The 15,075-nt window shown below is 36.4% G+C and carries 14 protein-coding genes; 9 read left to right on the forward strand and 5 right to left on the reverse strand.

Annotated features, from left to right (window positions below):
• Positions 1-101 precede the first annotated feature (101 nt).
• From recF to PXC01_RS15210, 3 genes are read left to right on the forward strand one after another with little or no spacing between them, the layout of a single operon-like run.
• Positions 102-1,181 carry a DNA replication/repair protein RecF gene (gene recF, locus PXC01_RS15200; protein ID WP_276473141.1) on the forward strand — a complete coding sequence of 360 codons (1,080 nt, stop codon included), beginning with the start codon at positions 102-104 and terminating at the stop codon, positions 1,179-1,181.
• 2 nt (positions 1,182-1,183) lie between these two features.
• Positions 1,184-1,600 (forward strand): lipocalin family protein, encoded by a 417-nt coding sequence (locus PXC01_RS15205; RefSeq protein WP_276473142.1) that lies wholly within the window; start codon positions 1,184-1,186, stop codon positions 1,598-1,600.
• Positions 1,600-1,896 carry a DciA family protein gene (locus tag PXC01_RS15210; RefSeq protein ID WP_276473143.1) on the forward strand — a complete coding sequence of 99 codons (297 nt, stop codon included), beginning with the start codon at positions 1,600-1,602 and terminating at the stop codon, positions 1,894-1,896. The genes PXC01_RS15205 and PXC01_RS15210 overlap by 1 nt, the downstream gene beginning before the upstream one ends.
• 72 nt (positions 1,897-1,968) lie before the next feature.
• On the opposite strand, the gene PXC01_RS15215 is transcribed toward PXC01_RS15210, so the two are convergent.
• Both PXC01_RS15215 and PXC01_RS15220 read right to left on the reverse strand, forming a co-directional pair.
• Positions 1,969-2,388 carry a nucleoside-diphosphate kinase gene (locus PXC01_RS15215; RefSeq protein WP_276473144.1) on the reverse strand — a complete coding sequence of 140 codons (420 nt, stop codon included), beginning with the start codon at positions 2,386-2,388 and terminating at the stop codon, positions 1,969-1,971.
• A 45-nt stretch (positions 2,389-2,433) separates the two neighbouring features.
• Entirely contained in the window at positions 2,434-3,462 is a 1,029-nt protein-coding gene (locus PXC01_RS15220; protein WP_276473145.1) for an alkaline phosphatase D family protein, read from the reverse strand.
• Between the two features lie 75 nt (positions 3,463-3,537).
• Between PXC01_RS15220 and PXC01_RS15225 the strand changes: the two genes are divergently transcribed.
• From PXC01_RS15225 to PXC01_RS15235, 3 genes are read left to right on the forward strand one after another with little or no spacing between them, the layout of a single operon-like run.
• Positions 3,538-4,554 (forward strand): DHH family phosphoesterase, encoded by a 1,017-nt coding sequence (locus tag PXC01_RS15225; protein ID WP_276473146.1) that lies wholly within the window; start codon positions 3,538-3,540, stop codon positions 4,552-4,554.
• A complete protein-coding gene (gldI, locus tag PXC01_RS15230) occupies positions 4,551-5,102 on the forward strand; it encodes a gliding motility-associated peptidyl-prolyl isomerase GldI (RefSeq protein WP_276473147.1) in 552 nt (183 codons plus the stop codon). The genes PXC01_RS15225 and gldI overlap by 4 nt, the downstream gene beginning before the upstream one ends.
• Before the next feature lie 13 nt (positions 5,103-5,115).
• On the forward strand, positions 5,116-6,252 hold the full coding sequence (locus PXC01_RS15235) for a peptidylprolyl isomerase (protein ID WP_420828593.1): 1,137 nt from the start codon (positions 5,116-5,118) through the stop codon (positions 6,250-6,252).
• A 60-nt stretch (positions 6,253-6,312) separates the two neighbouring features.
• On the opposite strand, the gene PXC01_RS15240 is transcribed toward PXC01_RS15235, so the two are convergent.
• Entirely contained in the window at positions 6,313-7,758 is a 1,446-nt protein-coding gene (locus PXC01_RS15240) for an aminoacyl-histidine dipeptidase (RefSeq protein WP_276473149.1), read from the reverse strand.
• 68 nt (positions 7,759-7,826) lie between these two features.
• Between PXC01_RS15240 and PXC01_RS15245 the strand changes: the two genes are divergently transcribed.
• From PXC01_RS15245 to PXC01_RS15255, 3 genes are all read left to right on the forward strand, one after another.
• Positions 7,827-8,894: a DUF3810 domain-containing protein gene (locus PXC01_RS15245; protein WP_276473150.1), complete on the forward strand. Its 1,068-nt coding sequence runs from the start codon at positions 7,827-7,829 to the stop codon at positions 8,892-8,894.
• Between the two features lie 174 nt (positions 8,895-9,068).
• Positions 9,069-12,023, forward strand: coding sequence for an amidohydrolase family protein (locus PXC01_RS15250; RefSeq protein ID WP_276473151.1), 2,955 nt, complete (start codon positions 9,069-9,071; stop codon positions 12,021-12,023).
• A gap of 39 nt (positions 12,024-12,062) precedes the next feature.
• Complete coding sequence (locus PXC01_RS15255) at positions 12,063-13,355, forward strand: amidohydrolase family protein (protein ID WP_276473152.1); 1,293 nt, start codon at positions 12,063-12,065, stop codon at positions 13,353-13,355.
• 75 nt (positions 13,356-13,430) lie between these two features.
• On the opposite strand, the gene PXC01_RS15260 is transcribed toward PXC01_RS15255, so the two are convergent.
• Complete coding sequence (locus PXC01_RS15260; RefSeq protein WP_276473153.1) at positions 13,431-13,838, reverse strand: hypothetical protein; 408 nt, start codon at positions 13,836-13,838, stop codon at positions 13,431-13,433.
• 21 nt (positions 13,839-13,859) lie between these two features.
• Positions 13,860-15,050: a molybdopterin molybdotransferase MoeA gene (locus tag PXC01_RS15265; protein ID WP_276473154.1), complete on the reverse strand. Its 1,191-nt coding sequence runs from the start codon at positions 15,048-15,050 to the stop codon at positions 13,860-13,862.
• Positions 15,051-15,075 lie beyond the last annotated feature (25 nt).

Below are 15,075 nucleotides of genomic sequence, written 5' to 3' on the forward strand. Positions count from 1 at the left end.
AAAATAATGGTTTTATTGAAATCGCAAAGTGTATTTATTCGTTATTTTTGGATATTTTAAACTGGTTTACATTCTTCCAAATCTAAAATCCGATTTTATTAATGCTGCTAAGACAATTATCGCTAATCAATTACAAAAATTTTGAATCAAAAGAACTGACGTTCGATGCTAAAATAAATTGTTTTGTAGGTGATAACGGAATTGGTAAAACAAACATTCTTGATGCCATTTACCATTTATCATTTGGCAAAAGCTATTTTAACCCTGTTTCTTCTCAAAATATTCGTCATGGTTCTGATTTTTTTGTTATCGATGGCACATTTGAAAAAGAAGGAAGGGAAGAAAAAATTGTTTGTAGTTTAAAGAAGAACAATAAAAAAGTAATAAAACGTAACGGAAAAGCATACGATCGCTTTGCGGACCATATTGGTCTTTTGCCATTGGTCATTATTTCTCCTGCGGACAGGGACCTTATAATAGAAGGCAGCGATACCCGTAGAAAATTTATTGATGGCGTAATCTCCCAATCAGACAAAGCCTACCTGCAAAACCTCATCAATTATAACAAGGTTGTTTCGCAAAGAAATGCTTTGCTTAAATACTTTGCCGCCAATAGAACGTTCAACAAAGATACTTTGGCCGTATACAACGAGCAGATGGAGACTTATGGTAATGAAATCTTTAAAAAAAGAACCTCATTCCTGGAAGCCTTTATACCTATTTTTCAAGAACAATATAAATCTATTACCGGCAATACCGAAGATGTTTCACTTTCTTACAATAGTAAATTGAAGGATTATGACCTCCTAACTCTTTTAAATAAAAATTTAGATAAAGACCGGGCACTGCAATACACCAGTGTAGGTATTCATAAAGACGACCTTAGCTTTGAAATCAGCAACTATCCCATTAAAAAATTTGGCAGTCAAGGCCAACAGAAGTCCTTTTTAATAGCTTTAAAATTTGCACAGTTTCATTTTATGAAATCGCAAAGTGGAACTACGCCTATTCTAATCTTAGATGATATTTTCGACAAACTGGACGAACATAGGGTATCGCATATTATAACTTTGGTAAACGATGAAAATTTTGGTCAAATTTTTATAAGCGACACCCATGCGGATAGAACCGAAAGTGTTGTTAAAAAAATTCATCAATCCTATAAAATTTTTAAATTATAACGATGAAAAAATTACTGGTCATTTGCTCCATAATCTTAATTTCTTGCAACGCCAAAATTGACGAAAGTCAGTTACACCTATTAAACGGATATTGGGAAATAAAAGAAGTTACCTTTAAAGACGGGGCAAAAAAAGAGTACACCATAAACAGTACCGTAGATTATATTAAATTAGATTCTATAACTGGATTTAGAAAAAAAGTTGACCCAAAATTCAACGGCACTTTCGAAACCTCAAATGATGCAGAACCTTTTACAATTAGAATTTCTAACGATTCGGTTTTCATGAGTTACAGTAACAACGCTAATTCCTGGGAAGAAGTTTTGACCAAACTATCTGCAGAAAGTTTCTCGGTAAAGAACAATCAAGGTACTACATATCAATACAACAGATTTGAACCTATAAACATAACCCCATAATGGCAAGTAGAGGCAACGATAACACTTCAATGAAAGATGCGCTTTCCGCATTTATTCAAAAAAACAAATTAGAAAAAGGAATAGATAAAGTTGATGCTAGAGAAGCATGGGCAAAACTAATGGGCAACGGTGTAAATAATTATACTACTGAAATTGAATTAAAATTCGGCACCCTTTACGTGTCCTTAAGCTCATCTGTATTGCGTGAAGAATTAAGCTTGGGAAAATCTAAAATTGTACGCATGCTCAATGAAGAGATCGGAAAAGAAGTAGTAAAAAAACTTGTGCTTAGATAGCCAAATCACAAACACAGATAATAAAAAAAGCCAGTTCTAAGAACTGGCTTTTTTTATTTGTTATAATTCGTCTTAGTAAATTTCTCTACCAGAAAAATGGAATGCACCTTCAATAGCCGCATTCTCATCGCTATCAGAACCATGTACGGCATTTTCGCCAATACTGGTAGCAAACATTTTACGTATAGTACCCTCTGCTGCGTCTGCAGGGTTGGTAGCACCGATCAATGCCCTAAAATCCTCAACAGCATTTTCTTTTTCCAAGATTGCCGCTACAATTGTACCACTTGTCATGAACTCCACTAACTCACCAAAGAAAGGACGCTCTCTGTGCACACCATAAAATTCTTGTGCATCTCTTAAGCTCAATTGTGTATATTTCATCGCTACGATCTTAAAACCAGCAGCAGTAATTTTTTCTAAAATAGCCCCAATATGCCCGTTCTTTACGGCATCTGGTTTGATCATTGTAAACGTTCTATTCGTACTCATATCTTAATTTTTGCGCAAAAATACGTTTTTCCACATATCTCACAACTATTCGTAGACTTGTTCTATCTCCTCCAGCACAATTCCGTTATCTCCAACTATTTTAAAATCAACCTTTTTAGCTTCAAAATCAAACTCCAAAATTCCAAAACTTTCTGTAAAAACAACTTCTCCTACTCTATATTTATTTGGTTCACCCGTAAAACCCCTATAGGCATGGGTAAGCCCGCTACTAGTAAAATCTATTAAAGGATATTCCATTCCTGTTATTTTAGTGCTTGAAAACTCTGATATATGCCTATCACCAGATAAAATAATTACTCCTCTAGCCTTTGAATCTAAAATAATGTTTGCCAACTTATCTACCTCATGAGGAAAATTGCCCCAAGTTTCAAAACCATGTTCATTAGACAAGTATTGTACACTACTTACAATGATGTTAAAATCAGCTTTTGAATCATTCAGTTCTTTTTCTAACCAACCCCATTGCGCTGCTCCCAACATAGTACCTACCCCATACTCATTGGGTTTTACCCTCTTTTTTGTTTCGGTATCAGGGGTCAACTTTGTTCTAAAATACCGAGTATCCAAAATAATGATATTTATAGTATGACCATCCACTTCATATTTCTTGGAATTAAAGACCCCTTGGCGCTTTCTTAGCGGACTGCTCTCTGGGACATCCATAAAATTCAAGAACTCTTGTTGACTGGCATCCTTAGCCTTAAATTCTACTCCGCCATCATTTAGACCATAATCATGATCATCCCAAGTACCTAATATATCCGTACGTTCTACAAGTTTCTTATATATAGATTGTTCCTTTTGTTCATTATACATTGCCCTAAGAGCAACCATATCATCGGTATCCGCATAAATATTATCACCGCCCCAGACCCAAACATCTGGTTTGGCATTTAAAACGTCGTCCCATAAAAGATTGGGCAGATCAACCCTGTTACAAGAACCAAAAGCCAGCACAAAATCAGCATTTACAGCTTTATTTTCTACCGCTTTTTTCTTGGATGAACATGATACCAAAAATAGCGTACTTATAAAAAAGTATATAATTTTCATATGAGATAGTTAAGTCTGGGTAAAATTAAGGTATTCGGTTTAAAGCCTATATTATTAAATTGTATCTTTGCCGCCATGAATTTAGAGCACTTAAACGAGCTAAAAAAACTACTTTCTTCACCAAAGAAAATAGCAATTATTCCACACAAAAATCCCGATGGGGACGCCATTGGATCAACTTTGGCACTTTGGCATTATTTGGTCAACACCGGTCATACAGCTAGTATTGTTGCTCCAAATGATTATCCAAAGTTTTTAAAATGGATGCCGGGCTCAGATAAAATATTGAATTTTGAAAAAGAAAATTCACAATCTAAAGCATGTATACATAATGCAGACATCATTTTTACATTAGACTTCAACCATTTAGGCCGTGTTGGTCAAATGAGCGATATTTTGGCATCTGCAAAAGGTACTTTTGTGATGGTAGATCATCATCAAGAGCCATCGGATTATGCTAAAATCATGTATTCAGATGTAAAAATGAGCTCTACTTGTGAAATGGTATATGTACTCATCAACCAACTGGGGGACGATAATAGCATTACCCCAGAAATGGCCAACTGTATATATACAGGTATTATGACAGATACCGGTTCCTTTAAATTTGCCGCAACAACTAGTAATACACATAGAGTTATTGCAGACCTTATGGATAAAGGTGCAGAAGGCACAGAAATTCATCATCGTATTTATGACACAAATTCTCCAAGCAGACTTCATTTATTGGGCTGTGCTTTGAAGAATATGGTAATATTAGAAGAATATTCAACGGCCTACATTACGTTAAGCCAAGATGAATTAGACACTTTTAATTATCAAAAAGGCGATACCGAAGGGTTTGTAAACTATGGTCTAACATTGGACGGAATTAAATTTGCAGTCATATTTATTGAAAATAGAGAAGAGGGAATTTATAAAATTTCTTTTAGGTCGGTAGGTGATTTTTCCGTTAATGACTTTGCAAGAAAACACTTTAATGGCGGCGGACACACAAATGCGGCAGGCGGAAAAAGTGATGACAATATTGAAGACACCATAGCTAAATTTACATCATTGTTACCTGCTTATAAGAATCAATTACAATCATGAGATTAGTTTTAGTTTTATTCATAGCCATTTTGGCGCTAGGCTGTGATGGCCCTGAACCAAGAAAACCGGTTCAAACAAAAAGCGGAAGCTTCTTTAAGGCGTCTATAGAAAGAAGTAGAAAACTGTTGGAAGCCGAAGAAAGTAAAATTCAAAAAATTATTGCCCTAGACTCTCTAAAACATTATTCTCACAGTAATTCCGGTTCTTGGTTTCATTATTTAAATGTTAATGAAGAAACTAACTACACCCCAAAAACAGATGATTTAGTAGCATTTACCTATGACATTTTAACCTTGGATAACGACACTATTTATTCTCAAGAAGATATTGGCGTTGTTACCTATAAGGTTGATAAGCAAGAATTGTTCTTGGGCCTTAGGGATGCTATTAAAATGTTAAAAGAAAATGAACGGGCTACATTTCTATTTCCTTCATCAATTGCTTTTGGGTATCATGGAGATGAAAACAAAATAGGTAGTAATGTTCCAATTAAATCTACGATTACCATTTTAAAAATAGAAAAACAAGAAGACAACGCAGTAAATTAAAAAGACCATTATGATTAAAAAAATGTACTTGATTGCAGTAATTGCCCTAGTTTTAGCTAGCTGCAAAACCAGTAAAAGAGCTGATCTAGGAGACGGCTTGTTCGCCGATATAAAAACCTCTAAAGGCGATATTATTGTTCGTTTAGAGCAAGAAAAAACACCTGTTACCGTAGCCAACTTTGTTTCCTTGGCAGAAGGAACAAATACTTTTGTCAGTGAAGAATATAAAGGTAAGAAATATTATGACGGATTAACGTTCCATAGAATTATGAAAGATTTTATGATCCAAGGGGGCGATCCTTTAGGACAAGGAACAGGAAACCCTGGCTATAAATTTATGGATGAATTCAACGATTCGTTGGTCCATGATAAAAAAGGAATTCTGTCAATGGCAAACTCAGGACCAACGACCAACGGAAGTCAATTTTTCATTACTCATAAAGAAACACCTTGGCTAAATAACAAACACACCGTGTTTGGAGAAGTAGTTGAAGGTATGGAGGTTGTGGATTCTATTGCAAATGTTCCAGTAGGCGCAGGTAACAAGCCATTAGAACCGGTTATAATGAACACTATTGAAATCATTAGAAACGGCAAAGAGGCCCGCAAATTCGATGCGGTACAAATAATGACTGATTATTTTGATGGTGAAGAAGAAAGACTGGCCGCTATTGAAAAAGAGAAAGCTGAAAAATTGGCGGAAGTAAAAAAAATTAAAGCGGAATTTGCATCTTCGATCGAAGCTCAAAAAGCAAAAGCACAAACCTTGGCTTCAGGTCTTAAAGTATTGACTTTAGAAACCGGCTCTGGCGAAAAGCCTAAAGTGGGCCAAAAAGTAAATGTAATGTATGCAGGCTACTTAATGGACGGTACTTTATTTGACAGTAACTACGAAGAGATTGCGCAAAAATATGGCATGTTCGATATTAAGAGGCAACAAGGTGGCGGCTACATGCCGGTACCTATGGATTACTCTCCAGAATCTCGTTTGATCGCCGGATTTAGAGAAGGACTTTTAACCATGAAAGTGGGCGATAAAGTCCGTTTGTTCATTCCGTCTCATTTAGGTTATGGTCCACAAGGTGGCGGTCCAATTCCACCAGATGCAGATTTAATCTTTGATTTGGAAATTACGGGAATAACCCAATAATAAACACAAATAAAAAAGCCCTTTAGTCTTCACTAAAGGGCTTTTTTCATATCTGCAATTCTAATTTGTATTCTTTAAAATCTCTAGAAGTAAACTCCAGAATTTTTGAACGGAAGAAATACTTACTCGTTCATCTGGCGAGTGTGCCCCAAGAATTGTAGGTCCAAAACTAACCATATCCACATCAGGATAATTTTGACCCAAAATACCGCATTCCAATCCTGCATGGCATGCAACGACCCTTGGTCGTTCCTTAAACAATTTAACATAGCTATCTTTTACTACTGTTAATATTTCAGAATTAGGATTAGGATTCCAACCTGGATAGGCCCCACTAAAACTAACCTTAAAACCACTTAATTCAAAAGCTGAACGCAGAGAATTTGCCAGATCTAGCTTAGCCGTTTCTACTGATGACCGTGTTAGGCAACCAATAGTTATCTCTCCTTTTTCAACTTTTACAATTGCAATATTGTTAGACGTTTCAACCAAATCAGCAATAGCACCACTCATGGCATAGACCCCATTATGCGCTGCATAAACAGCTTTTACCAATTTTTCTTGCGCACCAAGACCCATCACCTTTTTAGCGGACTTTACATCTTTAAATTCTATTTGCAGATCCGGCTCTTGCACACTTAACTCTTCCTTTATAACCTTAGAAAGTTCATTTATCTTTTTAAAAAATTCACTGGCATGCTTTCTACCAACATTTAGTTTACAAACACTTTCCCTAGGTATTGCATTTCTAAGACTACCACCGTTCAATGAATTGATGCGAACGTTATAATCAAGACCTAAAAAGAGCAATCTATTCATAATCTTATTGGCATTGCCCAAACCTTTATGAATATCCATACCACTATGGCCACCCTTTAAACCTTTTACAGTAATCTCTAAACCGGCGTCACCGTGAGTTCCGTCCTTTTCATTATATGTTCTAGTGGCGGTAACGTCAATACCACCTGCACAACCAATATCAATTTCGTCATCTTCCTCAGTATCTAAATTTAAAAGAATTTCACCCTGTAAAACTCCTGCTTTCAATTCAAAAGCACCGGTCATTCCCGTTTCCTCATCAATTGTAAATAAAGCTTCAAGAGCAGGATGCTGTATTTCTGTACTTTCCAAAAGCGCCATTATAGCGGCAACACCCATACCATTATCCGCACCTAATGTGGTACCCTTTGCTTTCACCCAATCATCATCAACATACATTTCTATACCTTGGGTATCAAAATCAAAAACGGTGTTGGCATTTTTTTGGTGTACCATATCTAAATGGCTCTGCAGCGTTATCATTTTCTTATCTTCCATACCTTTGGCGGCAGGTTTTCTAATGATAACATTACCTATTTCATCAGAAAAAGTTTCTAGACCAAGACCATTACCAAAATCCAACATAAAACTGATTACCCTTTCCTCTTTTTTTGAGGGTCTAGGTACGGCATTCAATCTAGAAAAATTTTTCCATACCGCTGTAGGTTCTAATTTATCAATATCCATATAATTATTTTCATGGTTAGTACCTGCAAAAATACTTATAGAAAAAGGATTTCGCTATTTTTGAGATAATGAAGATATCTTTTAAAAATGCGCTTGCTATTTCTTTGGTCCCACAAATTATAATTGTAAAATGGCTGGCCACACGTAGCGATTTAGTGGAGCAATATTACAGTACGGGATTATATCCTGTAATTTCCAAATTCTTTAGGTTTCTTTTTGGTTGGATTCCTTTTTCAGTAGGCGATATCATCTATTTAATTTTAATACTACTTGCCATCACCTACCTATTTAAGAACAGAAAATACATTTGGCGAAATAAACTGAAATTTTTACAAAATGTAGCTATGGTACTCTCCGTTGCCTATTTCACCTTCCATGTCATTTGGGGCATGAATTATTATAGAGAACCATTGGCCAAGAAACTAGAATTGGTACCAAACAGAGAATACCAAGATTTACTTGAATTTACGGAAAGGTTAATTAAGAAAACTAACCAAACACAAATCGCCATAACCCAAGATTCTAGTTTAGCGGTAAAAATACCATACTCACAAAAAGAAATTTTTCATAAAACAGTTGAAGGTTATGATGATTTAAAAAAGATTCATCCATTTTTAGCCTATGAAATACCAAGCATAAAAAAATCTTTATTCAGCACAGGGCTAACATATATGGGCTACGCCGGATATTTAAATCCGTTTACAAATGAGGCTCAGGTAAACGACTTACTACCAAACTTCAGATTTCCATTTGTTGCCGGTCATGAGGTAGGCCATCAAATTGGTTATTCAGCTGAAAACGAAACAAATTTTATTGGCTATCTAGTTACTTCAAACAATAAAGACCCATATTTTAAATATGCAGCATATGCCTATGGGTTAGGCTATTGCCTAAATGACATTAGAAGAACCAATACCGAAGATTTTGATAAATTGATGCTACAACTGAACTCTGGGGTAAAAAACAACTTTCAAGAAATGTCCATTTTTTGGAATTCTTACGAAAACCCTATGGAACCGGTTTTCAAATCAATATTCGATACTTTTCTAAAAGCCAATAACCAAAAAGAAGGTATTAAGAGTTATAGCGCCGTAGTACTATTCCTGGTAGCTTATCATAAAGATCATCCACTTTAAATTTGCATGAAATTTCGTAATCCTAGCTCAATTTATCGGTCCTTTTTTTAAATTTTTAAGAAAATAATAGCGATTCTTTATAATTAAAAAACCAAGTGTTAAAGAAAAGTGAAATAGACCGTGTTTACTGAGTAATCCGAGTATTTTTAGAGATACTAATTCAAACCGAACACAATGAAAAAACTATTTTTTGTGCTATGCCTACTTGGGTATGGCTCACTTTTGACCGCACAAGACTATTTCCCGGAAAATGCAGGAATAAAAGTCAATAACAATAATTACACGGCTTTTACCAACGCAAAAATCTTTGTAACCCCTACACAAGTAATAGAAAACGGAACATTATTGATCCAACACGGAAAGGTCGTCAGTGCTTCAAGCTCTGTAAGTATTCCAAAGAACGCCGTAATCATAGATTTAATGGGTAAATCTATCTACCCATCTTTTATAGACGTATATTCTAAATTTGGAGTAGAACAAGCAAAGAAAAAACAAGGTGGAGGTCGTTCTACCCAATATGAACCATCAAGAGAAGGTTATTACTGGAACGACCATATTATGCCAGAAAACAAAGCTATTGAAAAGTTTGCTTATGATGACAAAGAAGCAAAGGTGTTACGAGAAGCTGGATTTGGTGTCGTAAATTCCCATATACAAGATGGTATTGCCAGAGGTACAGGTGTCTTAATTGCCCTGAATGCCAAAGGAACAAATGCCAATAGGATATTAGATGACAGATCTGCCCAATATTTTTCTTTGTCCAGAAGTATTGCAAAAGGACAATCTTACCCAGGTTCATTAATGGGAGTATTGGCATTGTTGAGACAAATGTATAGCGATGCAGATTGGTACGCTAAAGGCAATGCTACAACTATAGACCTTTCTTTAGAAGCTCTTAATGAAAATAAAAGTTTGGTACAGATTTTTGAGGCCAAAGACAAATCTCATGATTTACGTGTAGATAAAATAGGAGATGCCAACGGTATACAATATACTATTTTAGGCGGTGGCAATGAGTTTGAACGTATAGAAGAAATTAAAGGCACCAATGCTAAATTCATAGTACCATTAAACTTTCCTGATGCCTATGATGTCTCTAACCCGTATGCCGTAGATTACGTATCCTTACAAGATATGCGTTATTGGAACCAAGCTCCTTCCAATCCAAAAGTATTGGCAGAGAACGGAATACAGTTTTCATTTACTACGCACGATCTAAAATCACCGGCAAAGTTTAAAGAAAAATTGATAAAAGCCATTGAATACGGTCTTTCTTCTACAAAAGCTCTGGAAGCCCTAACTACGGTACCGGCACAAATATTGGGAAAATCAAACGAAATAGGCACCTTAAAAACGGGGGCTTTGGCAAATTTCTTGATTACGTCGGGCAACGTTTTTGATAAATCGACCACATTATACGAAAACTGGGTACAAGGGACCAAAAATGTCATAAACTCAATGGATTCAAAAGACATTCGTGGAGATTACAGCTTAGCTGTACAGGGAAAATCCTATGATGTTTCTATAACGGGCGAAATTTCTAAACCTAAAATCGAGGTAAAACAGGACACTACAAAATTATCATCTAAAATTTCATACGATGACAATTGGGTTACCCTTTCATTTGCAACGGACAAAGGTGAAAAAACATATAGAATGATAGGTGCTGTAACCGAAGCATCTGACAATTTAGCTGGTAGATTGGTACTACCAGATGGTACAGAATCTCAATTTACTGCCACAAAATTGAAATCGTTTACAGAAACGGAAGCGAAAAAAAATAACAACGAGCCGGCTATCAAAGTAATGCCAGTAACCTTCCCTAATTTAGGCTACGGCTTTGCAACTAAACCAAAAGCACAAAACACATTATTTAAGAATGCCACGGTATGGACAAGTGAAGATGCCGGTATATTGGAAAATACAGATGTTCTTGTTAAAAACGGAAAAATAGTTAAAATAGGAAAAGACCTAAGCGCCGTTGGTGCAACGGTGATCGATGCTACAAGTAAACATTTAACTGCAGGTATTATTGATGAACATAGCCATATAGCAGCTTTGGCGGTAAATGAAGCCGGTCAAAACAGTTCTGCGGAAGTTAAAATGGAAGATGTTGTAGATCCGGAACATATGGGAATCTATCGTTCTCTTGCCGGTGGTGTTACATCACTACAATTGCTACACGGTTCCGCTAATCCCATTGGTGGCAGATCTGCAATTCTAAAATTAAAATGGGGAGAAGAAGCAGACGGACTCATATATGACAATTCTCCTAAGTTCATCAAATTTGCACTTGGCGAGAATGTAAAGCAAAGTAATTGGGGTAGCTTTTCTCGTTTCCCACAAACGCGTATGGGGGTGGAACAATTATACATGAACTACTTTCAAAGAGCCAAGGAATATGACACCAAAAAGAAAAATGGTGAACCTTACCGATATGACGAGGAAATGGAAGTACTGGCCGAGATTATTAACGGTGAGCGTTTTATCTCTTGCCACTCTTACGTACAGAGCGAAATTAACATGATGATGAAGGTTGCCGAACATTTTGGATTTAGAATAAACACCTTTACCCACATTCTGGAAGGTTATAAAGTAGCCGATAAAATGGCAGAACACGGTGTAGGTGCAGGTACCTTCAGTGACTGGTGGGCATATAAATTCGAAGTAAACGATGCTATACCCTATAATGCGGCAATAATGCAAAGGCAAGGGGTGGTAACGGCTATTAATAGTGATGATCGTGAGATGATCAGAAGATTGAACCAAGAAGCCGCCAAAACAATAAAATACGGTGGTATGACCGAGCTTGAAGCTTGGAAAATGATTACTATCAACCCTGCAAAATTGTTACATTTAGATAACCGTGTAGGTAGTATAAAAGAAGGTAAGGATGCAGATTTGGTCTTATGGTCTGGCAACCCGCTATCAGTTTATACCAAAGCAGAAAAGACAATGATCGAAGGAGTTACCTATTTTGATTTGGAAATGGATAGGAAAAACCGTGAAAAAATTAAAAAAGAAAGAAACGAGTTGGTTACCATGATGCTTAAAGAGAAAAGTAGTGGTAAAAAAATGCAAGGTCCTAAACAAAGTGTCAAAAGAGATTTCACTTGCGAAAGCCTTTAACATAACAAGCTACTTTTCAAAAAACATAAAACAATACAAATGAAAAAATTTATAACCTTAATCATAGCCTTAGGTCTTGTAGTACCAACTATGGCACAACAAACACCCGGCTCTAAACAAACCGAAGCCATTACTATTGAAGGTGCCACGGCGCATTTGGGAAACGGAGAAGTTATTGAAAATTCGCTCATCATGTTCGAAGATGGTAAGATTACTTTTGTAGGGGATTCAAAAATGAGAATTGCCAGAAAAGGTAAAGTAATAGATGCTACCGGCAAACACGTTTACCCAGGATTCATTGCTCCCGCAAAAACACTAGGTTTAGTTGAGATTGATGCCGTTAGAGCATCTAAAGATGAAGATGAAATAGGAGATTTCATACCCCATGTAAGAAGTTTAATTGCTTATAATGCAGAATCTAAAGTGGTTGAAAGTATGAGACCTAACGGAGTCTTAATAGGGCAGATCGCTCCTTCTGGGGGTCGAATTTCAGGAACTTCAAGTATAGTACAATTTGATGCTTGGAACTGGGAAGATGCAGCCATTAAAGTAGATGACGGTATACATTTAAACTGGCCAGCTACCTTTAAACAAGGTCGTTGGTGGGCAGGTGAAGATCCAGGATATCACCCAAATAAAGATTATGCGGAACAAACCGAAGCGGTAATATCATTTATAAAAAATGCTACCGCCTACGGGAAATCTACTCCCAAAGAGGTAAACCCTGCTTACGCAGCAATGAAAGGTGTTTTTGATGGCAGTCAAAAATTATATGTACATGCAGATGATGAAAGACAGATTATAGATGCCATTAACATATTAAAAATGAACGGCGTTAAAAAAGTGGTCTTGATCGGTGGATACCATGCTTATAAAATTCCAGAATTTTTAAAAAGCAATGATATTCCTGTTTTGGTACAGTATACGCATAATCTTCCGGTATTTGATGATGATGATTATGACCTACCTTATAAATTACCCAAGCTATTGGTAGATGCAGGTTTGTTAGTGGGAATTCAAAATTCAGATGCGGTTAATTTTCAAACCAGAAATTTACCTTTCTATGCCGGTCAAGCAGCACAACAAGGACTGGATAAGGAAGTAGCCGTGCAACTATTGACCGGTAATACGGCTAAAATTTTAGGTATAGATGACCTTTACGGAACATTGGAGAATGGTAAAAGTGCCACCCTTTTTATATCTGAAGGTGATGCTCTAGATATGGTAGGAAATCGTCTAACACATGTTTTTATTGATGGTAGAACAGTTTCATTAGAAACACACCAAACTGAACTTTGGAAACGCTACATGGGCAAGTACGAAGGAAAGTAACACCTTAAAATTATGTATAAAAAAGAGGCTGTCTAGAATTCTAGACCGCCTCTTTTTATTTATAAATATTTTAGGTTATTTCTTGCCAAGCATGTAACCAACATATGCCATTGGCATGTAAGCCACTATAATATCTAGAGCGGTAAACCACATTGGTCCGCCAAGCATGGCAATATTTGCTGTACCACCAATTAGAAAAAACAAGCCAATGACTAAAGCCATTAACACTTTTCTTGTTGCCGCAATTTTGGTTGCAACAAAGACACCCACTAGTGTTCCTAAAGCATGGGCAAGAAAAGGAAAAATGAAATGTTTGGGTTCAAACAGATGCATGGTTGCCTTCAAACCTTCCATAGTTGTAATATCACCGCCTTCTGGCGGTGGAATTATGGAACCACTAATCATAATAATTCCCATATTTACAATACTACCAACCACTACCCCGGCTACTACAGCCAAAATATTCTTTACTACTGGATTCATATAGAAAAATTTAATTGATTACTACCTGGTCTTTACAAAAGGTACAACCTCCCCTACTTCATACTCCTTATTTCTTGGTTCTAGGCAAATAAATCCGTCAGCCTTTGCTAAACTGGTTAAATCTCCCGAACCATTTTCAACAACAGGAGTTGCCCAAAATTCACCTTCTCTTTCTTCAGCATTTACCTGTATAAATCTGGTTAACGGCTGTGATACGGTTATCCTTGTACTTAACTTAATATACGATTTATCTATTGAAATGCCCCATGAGGTATGCAACCAAGGTAAAAAGTAAAGATGATAATTGGCAAATGTAGAAACGGGATTCCCAGGAAAAGAAAAAATAACTGTCTTCAATTCTGGATGAATTCCAAACCAAAAGGGTTTACCCGGTCTTTGAAGTACTCTATGAAAAACTTTTTCTACACCCAATGACTCCATCACTTCGGGAATAAAATCGAACTTTCCTTTTGATACTCCGCCACTCAACAGAAGCACATCATTTTCAATTAAAACTTTCTCTAATTTGTTTTTGATCATAGTTTTATCATCTACTAAATGAAGAGAACTAGCTTCAATTTTAGAATTCAATAATGCGGTCTCAATTGTAAGCATATTGGATTTTCGTATCTGGTGCGGCTTGGGAGTATCACTAACCTCAACCAATTCATTCCCTGTGGCAATAGTACAAACTTTAGGGTTTCCCTTAACCAACACCGTTGCCTTCCCAACGGTAGCCATCACACCAATTTCTGCAGGACTAATCTTTTTTCCTTTAGATAACAGAAGTGCACCGGCTTTTTCATCACTGCTTTGATAATGAATATTTTGACCTTTAGTCACTTTCTCATTAATAGTAACCTTACCACCATCAATTGTGATGTGTTCATACATAACCACAGTATCGCAATTTTCTGGCACAACTGCACCGGTCATTACTTCTATACAATTACGATTATCAGATAGGACCTTTTGAACTGAACCAGCGGCGGCTACACCTTCAGTTTTAAAGGAGTGTCCACCATTAACAAGATCAGAGAACTGAATTGCAATACCATCTTTGGTTGCACGATCAAAAGGGGGGAAATCTCTATCGGCAAAAATATCCTCAGCTAGTATTCTATTTAAACTATTTATTAATGGCACGGACTCCGTTCCTAAATTTAAAGGATGGTCCAATACTTTTTGGTAGGCTTCATTGAATGTGATCATAGAATTAAAGGTAAAACTATTATAA

The sequence above is a fragment of the Maribacter huludaoensis genome, assembly GCF_029350945.1.
GTDB lineage: Bacteria > Bacteroidota > Bacteroidia > Flavobacteriales > Flavobacteriaceae > Maribacter > Maribacter huludaoensis.